Origin of the sequence: Arthrobacter sp. ERGS1:01, from assembly GCF_001281315.1 — a bacterium.
Taxonomy (GTDB): domain Bacteria; phylum Actinomycetota; class Actinomycetes; order Actinomycetales; family Micrococcaceae; genus Specibacter.
The window spans coordinates 2,816,678-2,829,703 of record NZ_CP012479.1 but is presented as its reverse complement, the minus strand read 5'-3'; the positions used below and the strand labels follow the sequence as shown (position 1 = coordinate 2,829,703).

The window sequence follows — 13,026 nt, the reverse complement described above, 5'->3', positions numbered from 1 at the left end:
CATGAGGAACACCATCCGCTGGGAGCAGGACGCCGACGGCGTCGTCATCTTGACCATTGACGATCCCGAGCAGTCCGCCAACACCATGAACGAGGCCTACGCCGCGTCCATGCAGGCGGCCGTGGAACGGCTCACGGCCGAGAAGGACTCCATCGCCGGCGTCATCCTCACCTCCGCCAAGCGGACGTTCTTTGCCGGCGGCGACCTCAACGACCTCGTGGCCGCGGGACCGGCGGACGCCCAGAAGATCTTCGACCTGGGCACCGCCATCAAGACCCCGTTGCGTGCCTTGGAGACCCTGGGCCGGCCTGTTGTGGCCGCCATCAACGGTGCCGCGCTGGGCGGCGGGCTGGAAATCGCGTTGGCCACCCACCACAGGATCGCCGCCGACACCCGCGGCTCGGTCATTGGCCTGCCCGAGGTGACGTTGGGCCTGCTGCCCGGCGGCGGCGGCATCGTCCGAACGGTGCGCATGCTGGGGGTGGCCGACGCCCTGACGAAGGTGCTGCTGGAGGGCCGCCGGTACAAGCCCCGGGAGGCACTCGAGCTGGGGCTCGTGGACGAGGTGGTGGACACCGCGGAGCTGCTGCTTCCGGCCGCAAAGGCGTGGATCGCGGCCAACCCGGACGCCGTCCAGCGCTTCGATGTGCCCGGCTACAGGATCCCCGGCGGTACCCCGGCCACGCCCGCCTTTGCTGCCGTCCTGCCGTCGTTCCCGGCCAATCTGCGAAAGCAGCTCAAGGGCGCCAACTACCCGGCCCCGCGCGCCATCCTGGCGGCCGCCGTCGAAAGCACCCAGGTGGACATCGATACCGCCTTGTCGATGGAGTCCCGCTACTTCGTGGAGGTCGTGACGGGCCAGGTCTCCACCAACATGACCAAGGCGTTCTTCTTCGACCTGGCCCACATCAACGCCGGAGGCAGCCGCCCGGCCGGCTTCGAAAAGTTCACGGCCAAAAAGGTCGCCGTGCTGGGCGCCGGCATGATGGGGGCCGGCATCGCGTACGTGTGCGCCCGCGGCGGCATGGACGTGGTGCTCAAGGACGTGTCATTGGAGGCCGCCGAACACGGTCGGGCGTACTCGCGGACCCTGACCGAGAAGGCCGTGGCCCGCGGCAAGTCCAGCCAGGCGCAGGCCGACGAACTGCTGGCGCGGATCGTCCCCACGGCGACGGCCGCCGATGTGGCCGGCGCCGACCTGGTGATCGAGGCCGTCTTTGAAAACGTCGAGGTCAAGCAGCAGGCGTTCGCCGAGATCCAGGACCTCGTGGCGGACGGCGCCCTACTCGGCTCCAACACGTCCTCGCTGCCCATCACCCGGCTGGCCGAGGGTGTGAAGGACCAGCCAAACTTCATCGGCCTGCACTTCTTCTCCCCGGTCGACAAGATGCCGCTGCTGGAGATCATCGCGGGGAAGAACACCTCCGACGAAACCCTGGCCCGCGCCTTCGACATCGCCCAGCAAATCCGCAAGACGCCCATCGTGGTCAACGATTCCCGCGGATTCTTCACGAGCCGGGTCATCGGCACGTTCATGAACGAGGCCATCGCCATGCTCGGTGAGGGCATCCACCCTGCGTCCATCGAGCAGGCCGGCGCGCAGGCCGGTTACCCGGCGCCGCCGCTCCAACTTGCGGACGAGCTGAACCTGAGGCTCATGTCCAAGATCCAGAAGGAGACGAAGGCGGGCCTGGAGGCCGACGACGGCGTCCAGCAGTACCGCCACCACGCCGCCTACGACATCGTGGACACCATGATCGGGGACTTCGGGCGCCCGGGAAAACTGGCCGGCGCCGGTTTCTACAACTATGCCGACGGCCACCGCACTGGCTTGTGGGAGGGCCTTCTCGAGCGTTGGGGCGGCACGGCCGAGATCCCGTTCGAAGACATGAAGGAACGCATGCTCTTCGCCGAGTCCCTGGAAACCGTCAGGTGCCTGGACGAGGGCGTGCTGCGCAGCGTCGAAGACGCCAACATCGGCTCCATCCTCGGCATCGGCTTCCCCGGCTGGACCGGCGGCGTCCTGCAGTACATCAACGGCTACGACGGCGGCCTGCCCGGTTTCGTAGCCCGTTCGCTGGAGCTGGCGAGCCGGTACGGCGAGCACTTCCTACCGCCGGAATCCCTCGTGGCCAAGGCACGTGCCGGGGAAAGCTACTGATGGGCGCGCACGAGGACGGCACAGTGCCGCAAGCGTGGAAGGCGTTCACGGTTGAGGCGGCACCCACGCCGGGGGTCGCCGTCGTCCGGCTGACCGGGCCGGGGCGGGGCAACATGATGGGCCTGGACTTTTGGGCCGAACTACCGGCCGTGTTTGCCGCGCTCGACGCCGACGAGACCGTGCGCGCCGTGGTCCTCACGGGTGCCGGGGCGCAGTTCAGCGTAGGCCTGGACGTGGCGGAGGTATTGGGGCCGTGGCTGGGCAAACTGGGCCCCGGCGCCCCTGCCCAGGCCGCGCAACGGAGCGAGCTCCTGGGCCTGGTCCGCATGCTCCAGGACGCCGTGACGTCGGTGGCCCGGTGCCGCAAGCCCGTCATCGCGGCCGTGTCCGGCTGGTGCATTGGCGGCGGCGTGGACCTCATCAGCGCCGCGGACGTGCGCCTCGCCTCCGCCGACGCCAGGTTCAGCATCCGTGAGGCGCGGCTGGCCATCGTGGCCGACGTCGGCAGCCTCCAGCGGCTGCGCGGCATCATCGGCGAGGGGCAGCTGCGCGAATTGGCCCTGACCGGCAAGGACATCCCGGCGGCCCGGGCCGCGAAGATCGGCCTGGTCAACGATGTGTTGCCGGACCAGGAGGCGCTCATGGCGGCGGCCCTGGCCATGGCGGGGGAGATGGCGGCCAACTCGCCGCTGGCCGTGGCCGGCACCAAGGCCGTGCTCAACGAGGGCCGGGAGGAAGACATCGGCCGGGGCCTGCGGCATGTGGCGCTGTGGAACTCGGCGTTCCTGCACAGCGAGGACCTGCTCGAGGCCGTTGCCGCCCTGGGTGAAAGGCGCCCGGCCGTGTTCCACGGCAAGTAGGCGTCACACCCATGAACACGATCAGCTTCTGGAGGGCACCATGATCACCATTACCGGACACGAACAATTCCGTGCCTGGCAGGAGAAAACCATGCCGGCTGTGGAGGAGGTTCGCCCCGGCGTCTGGTCGATCCCTGTCCCGTTCCCCGGCAACCCCATGCGGTACACGCTTGCCTACCTGCTGGTGGGTGAAGGCGAAGCGGTGCTCGTTGACCCTGGCTGGGACAGCGACGAAGGCTGGGCCGCCCTTGTGGCGGGTTTGGCAACTGCCGGGATCACGCCGTCGTTCCTCACGGGGATCGTGGCCACCCACTTCCACCCGGACCACCTGGGCATGGCGGCCCGGTTGCGGGCGGCGTCGAACGCGTGGATGGCGCTGGGCGAGCATGAGCCGCTGCCGTCCCAGTGGTCCCAGGACACCCGGGAGTTCGTGGCTGCGGACAGGACACAGTTCCAAGCGTGGGGCGTGCCGGCCGGCAGGCTGGACGAGGTGGCGTTCCAGGCACGGACGTGGCAGCTGATGCGCGGCATGCAGGAGCCCGAACTGCGCCTGGCCGACGGTGTGCTGTTGCCCGTGGCCGGGTTGGCCGTGCGCGTCCTCTTCACCCCGGGCCACACGCCCGGCCACATCTCGCTCATCGACGAGGTGAACCAACTGGTGCTCACCGGCGACCACATCCTGCCGCGCATCACCCCGCACGTCTCCCTCGAGGCCCACGGACACGGCAACCCTCTTGCCGACTACCTGAATTCCCTGGACGCAATGGATATTGCATCCGCCATGGAGGTGCTGCCCGCCCACGAGTACCGCTTCACCGGACTGCCGGAGCGGTTGGACGAACTGCGGGAGCATGCGCAGGAACGCTCCCGGGAAGTGGCCGGCGTGCTGGCCGCCGGAAACGCCGCGTCCGTCTGGGGCGTGGCCCGCGAACTGACGTGGTCGCGCGGCTTCGACTCGTTACACGGTTTCACCCTGCGCCTGGCGCTCGCCGAAACCGCCAGCCACCTGGTCTACCTGCGCTCGCAGGGCGTTCCCGTCGACATCGCCGTGCCCCGCGGCGCCCCGGCCTCCGCCCGCTGACCGACGCCGTATCACTTCTGGTCGCCTTTCGGGAGACGCCGTATCACTTCCGGTTCCGGGTGATACCGCGTGCCAGAGAACGCCGCCAAAGGTGATACCGCGTCCGGGGGAAAGGCACCAAAGGTGATACCGCGTCCGGGGGAAAGGGCGCCAAAGGTGATACGGCGTCTAGAGGGGTTCGGGCTGGGGCGCCGGGTCGGTGAAGTCGCCCGAGGCGCGGCGGAATCGGGCCAGGATGGCGGTCATGGTGCGCAGGTCCCCGGCCGGAATGCCCGGATCGGTGAAGACCCCGGAGTTGAGCACGGCCGTGGCCTCCTCCACGAGGATGCGCCCGGTATCGGTCACCACCACCAGCGTGGCCCGGCCGTCGGTGGGATGCGCCTCCCGGCGAACCAGCCCGTCTTTCTCCAGCCGGTCCACGACGTTCGTGATGGAGGTGGGGTGGACCTGGAGCCGGGTGCTGGCGCTGGCCATCGGCAGGGCGCCGTCGCGGGAGAAGGACAGCAGCCGGAGCAGCTCGAGGCGCGCATAGGACAAGCCCAGGGGTTTCAGGAGCGCGTCGACCCGGCTGTACATGATCTGGTGGGCGCGCATCACGGAGGAAAACGCGGCCATGCCGTCGGCGGCGTCGGACCAGCCGTGGACAATCCATTGGCGCCGGGCCTCCGCAATGGGATCCATGGGAAGCGGCGATGCGGGTGCCATGAGTGGGTCCTTTCGCGCGATGGATGCTGGCGTGGTGCGTTCCTGATAATTTACTTGGAATACCTAGTAAATGCTAGCAGTCCCTAGTAACGTCGTCGGTGGATGAAGAGTCTTGCATCAAGGGAGATGTCAATGAAAATCGTTGTGCTGATCAAACAGGTACCGGACACCGCCGAGGAACGCACGCTGGACCGCGCCACGGGCCGGCTGGTCCGCGACGGTGCCGCGAACATCGTCGACGAGATCAACGAGCGCGCCCTTGAGGTGGCGCTGCGGATCAAGGACGCCGACAAGGCCACCGAGGTGGTGGTGCTGACCATGGGCCCTGACGAGGCTGCCAAGGCGGTCCGCAAGGCGTTGTCCATGGGCGCCGACGCCGGAATCCACGTCCTCGACGACGCCCTGGCCGGCGCCGATATTGCCCGCACGGCGGCAGTCCTTGCGGCCGCGTTGCGGACCACCGATGCCGATGTGATCCTGGCCGGGAACGAATCAACCGACGGCCGCGGCGGCATGGTCCCGGCCATGATGGCCGAGTACCTGGGCCTGCCGCTCGTGGGGTCCCTCGCCGCCGTCGCCCTGGAAACGGGCAAGATATCCGGGGAACGCCAGGGTGAACACGGAACGCTCACGGTCAGCGCGGCCCTGCCCGCCGTCGTGACGGTGACGGAACGGACCGCTGAGGCCCGTTTCCCCAATTTCAAGGGCATCCTCACTGCCAAGCGCAAGCCAGTCACCACCCTGACTCTCGCAGATCTGGACGTGCCGGCGACCCCCGCCCAAACCGTGGTGCTCAACAGTTCCGAACGTCCGGCCAGGGTTGCCGGGCGCAAGATTGTCGACGACGGCACGGCGGGAACGCTGCTGGCGGACTACCTCATCGAAAACCGTTTGGTCTAGGAAGGGTTGGGCATGGCGAACATCCTGACATTTGTTGAACTGACCCGCCAGGGCGGCATTGCGGCCTCGGCGCGCGGGCTCCTGGCCGCGGCCGCCGGCCTTGGCACGCCCGTGGCCGTGGTGGCAACGCCGGCTGCGCTGGCCGACGACGTCGTCGCCGGGCTGGGTGCGCTGGGCGCGGCGGCCGTTTACCAGGCCGTGGGGCCCGACGCCGCCACGGTGCTGGGCACCCCCGCACTGGAGGCGATGACCCTGGCTGTGGCGGCATTGGAACCCGCGGCGGTGCTGGCGGCCAACTCCGTGGACGGGCGCGAGGTCGCGGCCCGGCTCGCCGTCCGCACGGGCGGGGCGTTGATCGCCGACGCCGTCTCCGTCCGTTCGGACTCCGGAAAGATCATCGCCGGACATTCCGTGTTTGGCGGCTCCTACTCGGTGGAGTCGGCCGTGGAGGGCGGGCTTGCCGTCATCACCGTGCGTCAGGGTGCCATCGAGGGAACCGCCCCGGCGGGGTCCGCGGAAGTCACTACGGTGGCACTGCCCCAGGGAACGGGCACGGTGCGCATCGACGCCGTCCACGACGCGCCCGTCACGGCCAGCCGGCCCGAGCTGCGCGGCGCCAAGACAGTGGTCTCGGGGGGCCGCGGCCTGGGATCCAAGGAAAACTTTGCACTCGTGGAGCAGCTGGCCGACGCCCTCGGTGCGGCAGTCGGGGCGTCCCGGGCCGCCGTCGACGCCGGCTATGTGGCCCAAACCGCGCAGGTGGGCCAAACGGGTGTGAGCGTTTCGCCGCAGCTCTACATTGCGCTGGGCATCTCCGGGGCCATCCAGCACCGGGCCGGGATGCAGACGGCCAAGGTGATCGTTGCGGTCAACAAGGACGCCGATTCACCCATCTTCGAGGTGGCGGATTTTGGCGTGGTGGGAGACGTCTTCACGGTGGTGCCGCAACTCATCGAGGCTCTGGCGGCCCGGCCTCGTTGACGCCCCTGTTACAGCGGATAAGCGGTTCAGCGGGCAGACCTGTTAGAAATAGAGCTGTTGAAAGCCGCATCGACGGCTTAGGTTCATAGAAGTCCTTGGAAGAGGTGTTGCAAACCGTGTCCACCCCCGCAAAGAAGAAGTCCGGGACCACGAACAAGTGGGCCAAGCCCGCGATCGTGGCCGCCGGTGTTGTGATCGGCTTGCTGGTCCTGGTCCTGGCCGCCCGCTGGTTTACGGGCCTGGATGCCGTGAAGTCGTTCATGACCACCTACCCGGGGCAGTCCGAGCTTCCCGCCACGGCGCCCGTCGGCTTCCCGGTGTGGCTGAGCTGGCAGCACTTCTTGAACATGTTCTTCATTGTGCTGATCATCCGTTCCGGCTGGCAGGTGCGCACCGTCAAACGCCCGCCGGCGCACTGGATCCGCAACAACAAGGGACTGATCAAGACCCGCAACGCACCCACCAAGATCAGCCTCGATTTGTGGTTCCACCTGACCCTGGATGCGCTGTGGGTGCTCAACGGGCTCATCTTCATCGTCGTCATCTTCGCCACGGGGCAGTGGCTGCGCATTGTGCCGACCTCCTGGGACGTGTTCCCCAACGCGATCTCCGCCGGCCTGCAATACCTCTCGCTGAACTGGCCCACGGAAAGTGGCTGGGTCAACTACAACGCGCTGCAGCTGCTGACCTACTTCACCACGGTGTTCATTGCCGCGCCCCTGGCCATCCTGACGGGCATCCGGATGTCCGGCGCCTGGCCCAAGAACGCCCGCACGCTGAACAAGATCTTCCCGATTGAGGCGGCCCGCAAGGTGCACTTCCCGGTCATGATCTACTTCGTGCTGTTTATCATCGTCCACGTGACACTGGTGCTGGCCACGGGCGCCCTGCGCAACCTGAACCACATGTACGGCCACAGCGACGTCGTGAACTGGTGGGGCTTTGGCATCTTTGCCGCATCCCTGGTGGTCACGGTGGCCGCCTGGTTTGCCGCCCGCCCCCTGTTCCTGAGGCCCATCGCCTCCCTGACGGGGAAGGTCAGCAAGTAAGCCTTTCCGTCCCGGCCCACCGTGCCGGGACGGACCCGAGGACGGGCTGAACCTTCCAGCCCGGCAGTGTCAAAGGAGACGCCATGGAAAACCTCACCGAAGAACAGCAGGCCGTTGTGGCGATGGTCCGTGACTTTGCCGCCACGGCCTTGGCCCCGCATGCCGCCGCCTGGGACGAGGAGAAACACTTCCCCGTCGATGTGCTGGCGGAGGCCGGGGCGTTGGGCATGGGCGGCATCTACGTGGGCGAGGATTACGGCGGCTCCGCCATGACCCGCACCGATGCCGTGCTGATCTTCGAGGAACTGGCCGCCGCCGACCCCTCCATGGCCGCCTACATCTCCATCCACAACATGGTGGCCTGGATGATCGACGCCTTTGGCAATGAAACGCAGCGCGCTGCCTGGCTGCCGGGCCTGACCGCCATGACCGAGCTGGGCAGCTACGCCCTGACCGAACCGGGCGCCGGGTCCGACGCCGGTGCCCTCACCACCCGGGCCGTGCGCGACGGCGACCATTACGTCATCAACGGCACCAAACAGTTCATCTCCGGGGCCGGCACCTCGGCCTGGTACGTGGTCATGGCCCGCACGGCCGACACGGGCAGCCGCGGCATCACCGCCGTCGTCGTCCCGGACGGTACCCCGGGGCTGTCCTTCGGCGTCAACGAAAAGAAGATGGGCTGGCGCGCCCAACCCACCCGGCAGGTCATCTTTGAGGACGTGCGCATCCCCGTGGCCAACCGGCTCGGCGAGGAGGGTGACGGTTTCATGATCGCCATGAAGGGCCTCAACGGCGGCCGCGTGAACATTGGCGCGTGCTCCCTCGGCGGCGGCCGGGCGGCCCTGGAAAAGTCCATCACGTACCTGAAGGAGCGGCAGGCGTTTGGCGGGCCGCTCATCAAGCAGCAGCACCTGCTCTTTGAAATCGCCGACATGGACACCGAGCTCGAAACCGCCCGCACCCTGCTGCTGCGCGCCGCCGAGGCCCTGGAGAACGGCGCTCCGGACACCGTGAAGCTGTGCGCCATGGCCAAGCGGGTGGCCACGGATGCCGGCTTCCACGTGGCCAACCAGGCCCTGCAACTTCACGGCGGGTACGGCTACCTTTCCGAGTACGGCTTGGAGAAGATCGTGCGCGACCTGCGCGTCCACCAGATCCTGGAAGGCAGCAACGAGATCATGCGGTTGATCGTGGGCCGCCTGGCGGTTGAAGACTAGGCGGGGCGCACACCATGGCGGAGGATGGGCACATGAACAACAACGACGTTCTGGCTACGCGCGCGGGGCATTTGGGGCACCTGGTGCTGAACCGGCCCGCGGCGATGAACGCACTCAACCACGGCATGGTCGTGGCCGTGGCCGCGGCGCTGGATGCGTGGGAGAACGACGACGGCGTCGCCACCGTGCTGATTTCCGGCGCCGGTGAGCGGGGCTTGTGTGCCGGCGGGGACATTGTCACGATCTATCACGACGCCCGTACCGGCGGCAATGAAAGCGAACAGTTCTGGCGCGACGAGTACCACCTCAACGCCCGCATCGCCCGCTATCCCAAACCGGTCGTGACGCTCATGGACGGGGTGGTGCTGGGCGGGGGAGTGGGCATCTCCGCGCACGCCTCCCACCGGATCGTCACCGAACGGTCAAGGGTTGGCATGCCCGAGACCGGCATCGGCTTCGTCCCCGACGTGGGCGGCACCTATCTGCTCTCCCGGGCGCCCGGCGAACTGGGCACGCACGCGGCGCTGACGGCGGCCCTGGTCAGCGGCGCGGACGCCATCGCCATGGGACTGGCCAGCCACTACGTCGACTCGACACACCTGGCCACGCTGGTGGGGGAGTTGTCGGAGCGAACCGCAGCCTCCGTCGTCGGCCGGTATGGGCAGGTGCCGCCGGAATCGGCACTCATGTCCCAGCGCCCGTGGATTGACGAGGCCTACGCGGCCGACGACGTCCGGACCATCCTGGACCGGCTGGCCGGGGTGGATGACCCCGCGGCGCAGGCCGCGGCCGGCACCATTGCGGCAAAGTCCCCGACAGCCGTGACGATCACCCTGGCGGCACTGCGGCGGGCCCGGGCGCTGCCCTCGCTCGAGGCGGTGCTCGACCAGGAACTGCGGGTATCCCTGCGGGCGCTGCACTGGCCCGATTTTGCCGAGGGCATCCGCGCACAACTGGTGGACAAGGACCGCAACCCGGCCTGGCACCCCGCCACGCTCGCGCAGGTGCCGGCGGCCCTCGTGGAAGAAACGTTTGAAGGACTGGGCGCACGTGAGTTGGGCCTGGCGGACGCACGGAACGGATCGGTGGAAGCACAATGAATGATTCAACCTCGAAGCGGACAATCGCGTTTATCGGACTCGGCCACATGGGCGGGCCCATGGCGGCCAACCTGGTGGCGGCCGGGTACCAGGTCACCGGCTTCGACGTGGTGCCGGCCGCCCTGGATGCGGCCCGGGCCGCCGGCGTGGTGGTGGCGGACTCCTCCGCCGGGGCCGCCACGGGCGCCGACGTGGTGATCACCATGCTCCCCGCCGGCAAGCACGTTTTTGCCGCGTACGACGGCGACGGTCCCGGCGGCGGGCTGCTGGCGGCCGCCAAGCCGGGCTCGCTGTTCCTGGAATGCTCCACGATCGCCGTGGAGGACGCCCGCACGGCGCACGAGATGGTGTTGGCCACCGGGCACCGCGGCCTGGACGCCCCGGTCTCCGGCGGGGTGGTGGGAGCCGAGGCCGGCACGCTCACGTTCATGGTGGGCGGCTCCGCGGAGGACTTTGCCGACGCCGCCGAGATCCTCGAGGTCATGGGCCGGCGGATCGTGCACTGCGGCGGGCCGGGCGCCGGGCAGGCCGCCAAGGTCTGCAACAACATGATCCTGGGCGTGTCCATGATCGCCGTCAGCGAGGCGTTCGTGCTGGGCGAAAAGCTCGGGCTCACCCACCAGGCGCTCTTCGACGTTGCCGCCAACGCCTCGGGCCAGTGCTGGTCGCTGACCACCAACTGCCCCGTCCCCGGACCCGTCCCGGCCAGCCCGGCAAACCGCGACTACCAGCCCGGTTTTGCCGGCGCCCTCATGGCCAAGGACCTGGGCCTGGCCGTCGAGGCGCTGAACGCGACGGGCGTGGACGCATCCCTGGGCCGGGCCGCCGAGGAAATCTACCGCACCTTCGCCCTGGAGGGCGGGGCCGGCACCGATTTCTCCGGCATCATCAACACCATCCGGGCGGCATCGACCGCCACCGACGAACAGTAAGGGCTTTGCCTCAATGGGCGACTACTCCTTGATCCTGACCGAACAACGCGGCCGCGTGGGGCTCATCACGCTGAACCGTCCGGAGGCGCTCAACGCCCTCAGTGACGCCATGGGGCACCAGATCCTGGCCGCCGCGCAGGCCTTTGAACGGGACCCCGGGGTGGGGGCCATCGTCATCACGGGCTCCTCCCGGGCCTTTGCCGCGGGGGCCGACATCAAGGAAATGGCCGCCAAGTCCTCCGTGGACATGTACATGGCCGACTGGTTCGCCGTCTGGGACCGGCTGGCCCGGATACGGATCCCCATGATTGCCGCCGTCGCCGGCCATGCATTGGGCGGCGGATGCGAGCTGGCCATGATCGCGGACTTCATCATCGCCGCCGACAACGCCAAGTTCGGCCAGCCCGAAATCAAGCTCGGCGTCATCCCCGGCATGGGCGGCTCCCAGCGGCTGACCCGCGCCATCGGCAAGGCCAAGGCCATGGAGATGGTGCTCACCGGACGCGTCATGGGCGCCGTGGAAGCCGAACAGGCCGGCCTCGTGGCCCGCGTGGTGCCCCTGGACTCCCTCCTCGAGGAGGCCCTCGCCACGGCCGCCGTGATCGCCGGCATGTCCAAACCCGTCGCCATGATCGCCAAGGAAGCCGTCAACGCCGCCTGGGAAACCACCCTCGCCGAAGGCGTCCACCAGGAACGCCGCCTCATCTACGCCTGCTTTGCCACCGAGGACCAAAAGGAAGGCATGGCGGCGTTCATGGAGAAACGCCCCGCGGATTTCAAGAACCGCTAGGCGGGCCGGTGGTTGAGCCTGTCGAAACCCGGATCTCGACAAGCTCGATCACCGCAGGGACCTCTCGAGTTGGTGTTTCGCTCAAACACATGTACTGTTGAGGACGCAACGCGGGGTGGAGCAGTTCGGTAGCTCGCCGGGCTCATAACCCGGAGGTCACAGGTTCAAATCCTGTCCCCGCAACCATGATGAGGAAAACCCTCGGCCTGATGGCCGGGGGTTTTTCGTTTCCCCGGGCCCGGAATATTAGCGTCGGATTATTTCTTCACGCCCACCATGAACCGGTTGAGGTTTTCCACGATCTCCCTTGACTTGGTGTGGTGGAGATAATGGGTGGCGTCCAGGGTAACCATTTCACCGTGGTCCACGCTGGCCACCTGCTGTTGATGCAGCGGGATCCAACCCTCGACGTCGTGGTTGGCGGCCTGGACAAATTCAAGCACGGGGAGATCGTGCGGAAATGATTGGGATTTGCCGGCGGTAAAGTTTCTTTCGAAATTCTCCATCTCATTTGAATAAGTCGCCGTGGAGGTATTCTTCAGGGACAGCATCCTTATTTGTTCCTTGGTTGCCTCGTCATACGGCAGTCCGTCGTAGGGGTCGCCGGCCATGGACACCAGGACACGGGTCAGGCCCAGGGCCTTGGCCGCCTTCATGGCGCCGATGGGAAGTTTGTCGTCCATGCCCGGCTGGTTGGGCACGCTGCTGTCGATTCCCACGAAGGCCTGAACTTCGGCCCGGTACTTGTTGGCGTAGTCGAGGGCATAGATGCCGGCGATGGAATGACCCATCAGCACGTAGCGGTCAATGTTCAGGCCGGCCAGGGCCTCGTGGACCTCGGAGGTGATGTTGTCCGTGGTCCGCGGCTTGTCCGTTTGATCGCTGAGCCCATAGCCGAACGGCTCAACGACCACCACTTTGTAGCGTGGCAGGAGTTCGGCCACGAGCGGCTTGAAGTCCAGGGCCGGTGCGGCCGTGCCGAAGCCGGGCAGCAGCACCACCGTCTCCGGCCCGTCACCCTTGACGACCACATTCATGTTCTTGCCATCGACCGGAACCAGCCGGCCGTAGGGTTCAATCTTTTCGGCTTCGGAATTTCCGGCGACCACGTTGACTATCGACGTGGTTGCGAGGGTGGCAACGACCAGCGCCACAAAGCCCGCCGCCACGATGAGGGTAATCCTTAGAAACTTTCTCACGTATTTTCCGTTCGTATCTTTTGAGATTCCGGGCATAACAAAGTCCGG

Annotated in this window: 12 protein-coding genes and 1 tRNA gene; 11 read left to right on the top strand and 2 right to left on the bottom strand. The window is 67.4% G+C overall.

From position 1 onward, the window contains the following. Position 1: 1 nt before the first annotated feature. From AL755_RS16735 to AL755_RS16725, 3 genes are read left to right on the top strand one after another with little or no spacing between them, the layout of a single operon-like run. Positions 2-2,161 (top strand): 3-hydroxyacyl-CoA dehydrogenase NAD-binding domain-containing protein, encoded by a 2,160-nt coding sequence (locus AL755_RS16735; protein WP_192841626.1) that lies wholly within the window; start codon positions 2-4, stop codon positions 2,159-2,161. After that, on the top strand, positions 2,161-3,021 hold the full coding sequence (locus AL755_RS16730) for a crotonase/enoyl-CoA hydratase family protein (protein WP_054011971.1): 861 nt from the start codon (positions 2,161-2,163) through the stop codon (positions 3,019-3,021). The genes AL755_RS16735 and AL755_RS16730 overlap by 1 nt, the downstream gene beginning before the upstream one ends. A 40-nt stretch (positions 3,022-3,061) precedes the next feature. Beyond that, complete coding sequence (locus AL755_RS16725) at positions 3,062-4,102, top strand: MBL fold metallo-hydrolase (RefSeq protein ID WP_237762519.1); 1,041 nt, start codon at positions 3,062-3,064, stop codon at positions 4,100-4,102. A gap of 168 nt (positions 4,103-4,270) precedes the next feature. Here AL755_RS16725 and AL755_RS16720 read toward each other — a convergent pair whose 3' ends face one another. Continuing rightward, positions 4,271-4,807, bottom strand: coding sequence for a MarR family winged helix-turn-helix transcriptional regulator (locus AL755_RS16720; protein ID WP_054011970.1), 537 nt, complete (start codon positions 4,805-4,807; stop codon positions 4,271-4,273). 132 nt (positions 4,808-4,939) lie between these two features. Between AL755_RS16720 and AL755_RS16715 the strand changes: the two genes are divergently transcribed. The 8 genes from AL755_RS16715 to AL755_RS16680 all read left to right on the top strand — a co-directional run bounded on the left by AL755_RS16715 (position 4,940) and on the right by AL755_RS16680 (position 11,965). After that, positions 4,940-5,707, top strand: a complete 768-nt coding sequence (locus AL755_RS16715; RefSeq protein WP_054011969.1) for an electron transfer flavoprotein subunit beta/FixA family protein — start codon at positions 4,940-4,942, stop codon at positions 5,705-5,707. Between the two features lie 12 nt (positions 5,708-5,719). Next, positions 5,720-6,688: an electron transfer flavoprotein subunit alpha/FixB family protein gene (locus tag AL755_RS16710; protein ID WP_054011968.1), complete on the top strand. Its 969-nt coding sequence runs from the start codon at positions 5,720-5,722 to the stop codon at positions 6,686-6,688. A gap of 116 nt (positions 6,689-6,804) precedes the next feature. Beyond that, on the top strand, positions 6,805-7,737 hold the full coding sequence (locus AL755_RS16705) for a cytochrome b/b6 domain-containing protein (protein ID WP_054013136.1): 933 nt from the start codon (positions 6,805-6,807) through the stop codon (positions 7,735-7,737). A gap of 83 nt (positions 7,738-7,820) precedes the next feature. After that, entirely contained in the window at positions 7,821-8,957 is a 1,137-nt protein-coding gene (locus AL755_RS16700; RefSeq protein WP_054011967.1) for an acyl-CoA dehydrogenase family protein, read from the top strand. A 32-nt stretch (positions 8,958-8,989) separates the two neighbouring features. Further along, on the top strand, positions 8,990-10,057 hold the full coding sequence (locus tag AL755_RS16695) for an enoyl-CoA hydratase/isomerase family protein (RefSeq protein ID WP_054011966.1): 1,068 nt from the start codon (positions 8,990-8,992) through the stop codon (positions 10,055-10,057). Next, positions 10,054-10,989, top strand: coding sequence for a 3-hydroxyisobutyrate dehydrogenase (gene mmsB / locus AL755_RS16690; RefSeq protein ID WP_054011965.1), 936 nt, complete (start codon positions 10,054-10,056; stop codon positions 10,987-10,989). The genes AL755_RS16695 and mmsB overlap by 4 nt, the downstream gene beginning before the upstream one ends. Positions 10,990-11,002: 13 nt before the next feature. After that, positions 11,003-11,779, top strand: a complete 777-nt coding sequence (locus tag AL755_RS16685) for an enoyl-CoA hydratase (protein ID WP_054011964.1) — start codon at positions 11,003-11,005, stop codon at positions 11,777-11,779. 109 nt (positions 11,780-11,888) lie between these two features. Continuing rightward, positions 11,889-11,965, top strand: a tRNA-Met gene (locus AL755_RS16680). Positions 11,966-12,036: 71 nt separating this feature from the next. Here the strand turns inward: AL755_RS16680 and AL755_RS16675 are convergent. Beyond that, positions 12,037-12,978, bottom strand: coding sequence for an alpha/beta hydrolase (locus AL755_RS16675; protein ID WP_237762518.1), 942 nt, complete (start codon positions 12,976-12,978; stop codon positions 12,037-12,039). Positions 12,979-13,026 lie beyond the last annotated feature (48 nt).

Excerpts from the sequence above, each read along its gene's own strand:
- AL755_RS16735 (WP_192841626.1), top strand. The coding sequence starts at position 2 with ATGAGGAACACCATCCGCTGGGAGCAGGACGCCGACGGCGTCGTCATC.
- AL755_RS16730 (WP_054011971.1), top strand. The coding sequence starts at position 2,161 with ATGGGCGCGCACGAGGACGGCACAGTGCCGCAAGCGTGGAAGGCGTTC.
- AL755_RS16725 (WP_237762519.1), top strand. The coding sequence starts at position 3,062 with ATGATCACCATTACCGGACACGAACAATTCCGTGCCTGGCAGGAGAAA.
- AL755_RS16720 (WP_054011970.1), bottom strand. The coding sequence starts at position 4,807 with ATGGCACCCGCATCGCCGCTTCCCATGGATCCCATTGCGGAGGCCCGG.
- AL755_RS16715 (WP_054011969.1), top strand. The coding sequence starts at position 4,940 with ATGAAAATCGTTGTGCTGATCAAACAGGTACCGGACACCGCCGAGGAA.
- AL755_RS16710 (WP_054011968.1), top strand. The coding sequence starts at position 5,720 with ATGGCGAACATCCTGACATTTGTTGAACTGACCCGCCAGGGCGGCATT.
- AL755_RS16700 (WP_054011967.1), top strand. The coding sequence starts at position 7,821 with ATGGAAAACCTCACCGAAGAACAGCAGGCCGTTGTGGCGATGGTCCGT.
- AL755_RS16695 (WP_054011966.1), top strand. The coding sequence starts at position 8,990 with ATGAACAACAACGACGTTCTGGCTACGCGCGCGGGGCATTTGGGGCAC.
- mmsB (WP_054011965.1), top strand. The coding sequence starts at position 10,054 with ATGAATGATTCAACCTCGAAGCGGACAATCGCGTTTATCGGACTCGGC.
- AL755_RS16685 (WP_054011964.1), top strand. The coding sequence starts at position 11,003 with ATGGGCGACTACTCCTTGATCCTGACCGAACAACGCGGCCGCGTGGGG.